Origin of the sequence: Azonexus sp. (genome assembly GCF_036170495.1) — a bacterium.
Classification (GTDB): Bacteria; Pseudomonadota; Gammaproteobacteria; order Burkholderiales; family Rhodocyclaceae; genus Azonexus.
On sequence record NZ_JAVHPH010000283.1, the window covers coordinates 1 to 2,943 of the forward strand.

Below are 2,943 nucleotides of genomic sequence, written 5' to 3' on the forward strand. Positions count from 1 at the left end.
TTGCCGTCAGCGTCTTTCTCGCCGCCAGTCTGGCCGACCTGCTGACTTACGTGACCACCTCGGCTCAGCTGGCCTGGGCCTTCCCCGACCCAACCGGCGGTGCTGCCGCCTCCTTCGCCAAATTTGCCGGCATTTTCGCGATCACCCAGATTCCGCTGGCGATCAGTGAGGGCCTGCTGACCGTGGTCATCTGCAATGCCCTGGCCCGCTTCAACCCGCAGGAATTGCAGGACATGAAACTGCTCACTGGTGGAGCGCGGACATGAAGCGCCACGTCAATGGCTTGCTGTTGCTGGCGGTCGTGCTGCTCGCCGCGCTGCCGCTGTGGCTCGTCGACAAGCCGGCGGCCGACACGAGCGGCAAGCCGGTCGAGATTTTTGCCGGAGCCGACAACAAGGCGCGCGATCTGATCGGCCAGATTGCCCCCGCCTACCGGCCATGGTTCGCACCACTGATGGAGCCGGCCAGCGCCGAAATCGCCTCGTTGCTGTTTGCCTTGCAGGCGGCGCTGGGGGCGGGCTTCATCGGCTATTACCTGGGCGCTTCGGTGACCCGCGAAAAGCTGCGGCGGCAGGAGCGACCGTCCTGTGCTGATTGAGCAAGCCGCCTACACCAACCGCTGGCGGCCGGTGGCGCCTGCCGCCAAGGGGCTCTTCGCGCTGGCCGGCTTGATCGCCGCCTTCGCCGCCGGCACACCGTCGACCGCACTCGTCGTCGCAGCTCTGTTGGTCGCCGTCACCCTGCTCGGCGCCGGCATCGCGCCTGGCTGCTACCTGCGGGCCGCGGCGCCGGCCCTGTTCTTCCTCGCCTTGAGCAGCCTGTCGCTGGCCTTTTCGCTGAATGCCGGGCCGGACCACGGTAGTTTGGCGCTATCGGTAGGCGGTCTGGCCAAGGCGACCGAAGTCGTCAGCCGTTCGCTCGGCGCGCTGGCCGCCCTGCTTTTTCTCGGCCTGACGACGCCGCTGACCGACCTGATCGCGCTGCTACGGCGGCTGCGGGCACCGGCGTTGCTGCTCGACCTCATGGTCCTCTGTTACCGCATGCTGTTCGTTTTTTCCGCCGTGGTACACGACACACTGACCGCGCAGTCGGCCCGCCTCGGCTATGCGACGCCGCGCCTGGCCATGCGCTCGCTCGGCCAGCTCGCCGCCAACCTCAGCCTGCAGGTCTGGCAGCGCGCCGCCGCCCTGCAGATCGCCGCCGAGGCGCGCAACAACGCTGGCCCGCTGCGTTTCCTTGAACCGGTTTTCGCCCATCGCGGCCGCGATTGCACCATCGCTGCCCTGGCCGGCGGCAGCCTCATCGCATTGGCCGGGGGACTGGCATGAGCGGCGAAGTGAACGACAACTTGCTCGAACTGGCCGCCGTCAGCTTTCGTTACCCCGACGGCAGCGTCGGCCTCGACGGCTGTTCGCTGAGCATCCGGCGCGGCAGCCGCAATGCGCTGATCGGCGCCAACGGGGCGGGCAAGACCACCCTGTTCCAGCACACCAACGGCCTCTTGCGGCCGCAGGCTGGCGTCGTGCGTTATGCCGGGGCCGCCGTCGATTACCGCCGGGCCGGCCTGCGCGCGTTGCGCGGCAAGGTCGGCCTGGTTTTCCAGAACCCAGACCACCAGCTCTTTTCGGCCAGCGTCCAGGAAGACGTTTCGTTTGGCCCGCTCAATCTCGGCCTCGACATGGCGACGGTGCGCCAACGCGTTGCCGCTGCGCTGCAGGCGGTAGGCATGCAGGCAGACGCTGACAAGGCGGTGCATAAGCTGAGTTTCGGCCAAAAGAAACGCGTCTGCATCGCCGGCGTGCTGGCCATGGAGCCGGAACTGCTGGTCCTCGACGAGCCGATGGCCGGTCTCGACCACGCCATGCAGGAAGAGCTGCTGGCCGTGCTCGACCGCCTGCACGGGCGCGGCATCACGCTACTGCTGGCGACCCACGACATCGATTTCGCCTACCGCTGGGCCGAGCGCATCCACCTGCTGGCGGCCGGCCGCTGCACGGCAACGCTGGCGGCGGCCGAACTGGGCGAGCACGGCGCGGCGCTGGCCGCCGTCGGCCTGCCGCTGCCGGACATCATCACCCTGCATCGCGGGCTGGTCGGGCGCGGCATCTTGCCGGCCGGGCCATCACCCCAGGGCGCCGCCGGTTTGCTGGCGATGCTCGCCAGACCCAACATTGCCAAGGAAAACACATGCAAATTTGCCTGAATTTTGCCGTCGACCGTAGCACCCTGCCGGTAGCCCGGGCGAGATGCGGGAGGGCGGGCTGATGGCCGGCAAGATCTGGTTTGTCGGCGCGGGCCCCGGCGACCCCGACTTGATCACCGTCAAGGGGCGCCAGCTGCTCGAACAGGCGGGCGCCATCCTCTTCGCCGGCTCGCTGGTCGATCAGGCGGCGACGCGCTACGCCCCGGCGGGCTGCGAAATCCGCGACTCGAAGGAGATGACGCTCGATGAGATGACCGACTGGCTGATCACCCGGGCCTATCAACATCGAACCGTCGTCCGCCTGCAAACTGGCGACCCCGGCCTCTACGGCGCGCTGATCGAGATGACCCGGCCATTGACCGCGGCCGGCCTCGACTGGGCCGTGGTCCCCGGCGTTTCCTCGGCGATGGCGTCGATGGCGGCGGCTGGCGAGACGCTGACCCTGCCGGAAGTGACGCAGACGGTGATTCTGACCCGGGTGGCCGGGCGCACCCCGATGCCGCCCGGCGAAGACCTCGCGGCGCTGGCCACGCACCACACGACGCTGTGCATCTATCTGTCGATCACGCTGCTGCACAAGGTCCAGGACGCCCTGCGGGCGGCCGGCTGGGCGGAGGAGGCGCCGATTCTGGTGGTGCAGAAAGCGAGCTGGCCGGGCGCGGAAAAGATCATCCGCGGCACGCTGGCCGACATCAAGCACAAGTGCCAGGCCGAGAAGGTCGGCAGCCAGGCGATGATCG

5 protein-coding genes are annotated in these 2,943 nt (G+C 68.4%); all 5 read left to right on the forward strand.

The window, feature by feature from the left end; translation table 11 throughout:
• A partial coding sequence (locus ADADOO_RS10160; protein ID WP_511277240.1) for an energy-coupling factor ABC transporter permease occupies positions 1–266 on the forward strand: 266 nt, incomplete at its 5' end.
• Positions 263–598, forward strand: a complete 336-nt coding sequence (locus tag ADADOO_RS10165; RefSeq protein WP_511277242.1) for an energy-coupling factor ABC transporter substrate-binding protein — start codon at positions 263–265, stop codon at positions 596–598. The genes ADADOO_RS10160 and ADADOO_RS10165, both read left to right, overlap by 4 nt.
• Complete coding sequence (gene cbiQ, locus ADADOO_RS10170) at positions 588–1,328, forward strand: cobalt ECF transporter T component CbiQ (RefSeq protein ID WP_511277244.1); 741 nt, start codon at positions 588–590, stop codon at positions 1,326–1,328. Before ADADOO_RS10165 ends, cbiQ begins: the two co-directional genes overlap by 11 nt.
• Positions 1,325–2,203 carry an energy-coupling factor ABC transporter ATP-binding protein gene (locus ADADOO_RS10175; protein ID WP_511277246.1) on the forward strand — a complete coding sequence of 293 codons (879 nt, stop codon included), beginning with the start codon at positions 1,325–1,327 and terminating at the stop codon, positions 2,201–2,203. Before cbiQ ends, ADADOO_RS10175 begins: the two co-directional genes overlap by 4 nt.
• A gap of 61 nt (positions 2,204–2,264) precedes the next feature.
• On the forward strand, positions 2,265–2,943 hold a 679-nt coding region (cobM, locus tag ADADOO_RS10180; protein ID WP_511277247.1), incomplete at its 3' end, for a precorrin-4 C(11)-methyltransferase.